This window comes from Catellatospora sp. NPDC049609, from assembly GCF_040675365.1.
GTDB lineage: Bacteria > Actinomycetota > Actinomycetes > Mycobacteriales > Micromonosporaceae > Catellatospora.
Map to the genome: position 1 here is coordinate 1 of NZ_JBFAOU010000446.1, position 1,649 is coordinate 1,649.

General features: G+C 63.7%; 1 protein-coding gene. It reads right to left on the minus strand.

Annotated elements, in window-relative coordinates; translation table 11 throughout:
* Positions 1-55: 55 nt before the first annotated feature.
* On the minus strand, positions 56-1,291 hold the full coding sequence (locus tag AB0J67_RS41020) for an IS110 family transposase (RefSeq protein WP_363491218.1): 1,236 nt from the start codon (positions 1,289-1,291) through the stop codon (positions 56-58).
* Positions 1,292-1,649: the final 358 nt, after the last annotated feature.

Below are 1,649 nucleotides of genomic sequence, written 5' to 3' on the forward strand. Positions count from 1 at the left end.
CCTGTCCCCGATCGAGTACGAACGACACCAGACCGATCACGCCCTCGCCGCGTGATCACCACACCCGAATCGTCCGGGGAAGCGGGTCAAGCTCAAACTTCATACCCTGGGTCGATGTACGGCGATGACCCTGAGTACGGCTAGAGCGTGTGTCGAAGTCGTTAGGTGTCGATGATCGACTTGGAGTGAGGTCTCTGGTAAAGGGTTCAGCGACCAAGCAGAACCTGAAATACCGGAGACCTCGTGAATCTCCTATGTCAAGTCGTCTGCAGGGTGCGGGTTGTGCTGCGTGGCGTAGGTGGTGGTAGACGATGTCGGCGAGATGCCTGCGGAGGACGCGGAGGGCTTCGGTCTTGGAGTTGCCTTGCTGGATGCGTCGTTCTATGAGGGTTTTCGCTGGCGGATGCATGCGTACCTGGGTGACGGCGATGCGGTGCAGGGCGGTGTTGAGCTGACGGTTGCCGCCGCGGTTGAGGCGGACTCTGGTGCGGTTGCCGGTCCAGACCGGGATTGGGGCGGTGCCTGCGTGCATAGCGAATGCTGCGGATGACCGGAACCGGGTGACTCCGGCGGTTTCGGCGATGATCTTCGCGGCGGTCAAGCCGGCACAGCCGGGTAGCTGGAGCAGTTCCGGTGCCAGTTGCTCGATCCGGTTGGTGATGCGGCGTTCGAGTTCGTTGGCGCGTCGCGTCAACTCGGCGGCGCGGTCGATGAGTTCCAGTGCGATCTCGGTGCGGATGCCGGGTGGCCGTTGAACGACTTGGTCGCGCAGGCGGACCAGCGCGATCAGTCGGCTGGCGACCTGACGGGCCGGATAATCGATGCCCAGGTCATGCAGATGCCAATGCAGGCGGTTGAGGGTTCTGGTCCGCTCGGCGACGAGGCTTTCGCGATGGTCGAGAAGGAGCTTGATGGTCAACGCGTCAGGATCCAGGTGCGCTTCGGGCAGGCGGGGTTCGCGCAAGGCCGCGCGGGCGACGGCCAGGGCGTCGATCGGGTCGGACTTGCCTGGACTGCGCCCGGATGCCCGTGACTGGGCCATCAGCTTCGGCGGTATCAGGACCACCGCCTGACCCGCGGCGATCAACGCCCGCAACAGCGCGCCGGCGACATGCCGGCAGTCCTCGACCGCCCAGCGCGGCGAATCACCGAGCTGGCGCCCCCAGTCCAGCAACCGGATCAGTTCCGGCACCGTGTTGCCGACGGTGATCTGCGCCAGCGATCGACCGTTGTGATCGACCGCGACGGCGGTGTGGCTGTGCTTGTGTGGATCGATCCCGACTACGAGCATGGACGACGTCTCCTTCACCGGATGGCGGATGAAGGTCCGGTCGGCGGACAATCCTCAGTCGGGAGGACGTTGCCTCGTTCTCCTATCAAGTCACGCCAGCCGGACCGACCCCGGTCGTGGTGGACGATTCACGAGAAAGCCAGCTCGAAAGCGGCAGCCACCTTACGAGTCACTCCACGACCAGTGTCGATCTATCACCTGAAGCGGTGACCACGCCAGCCTGACACTGGCCACCCTAGCCTCGCTCTTTCATGAGCGTCGGGCCGCATAGCCGATCATGAAAGCGAAAGTGCCTCCGATCTGGAACGATAGGACTTGTCGAGGGTCCACAACCGTTGTAGGAGAGGCACTTTCCGCG

Coding starts and splice junctions, on each gene's coding strand:
- AB0J67_RS41020 (WP_363491218.1), bottom strand. CDS start 1,291: ATGCTCGTAGTCGGGATCGATCCACACAAGCACAGCCACACCGCCGTC.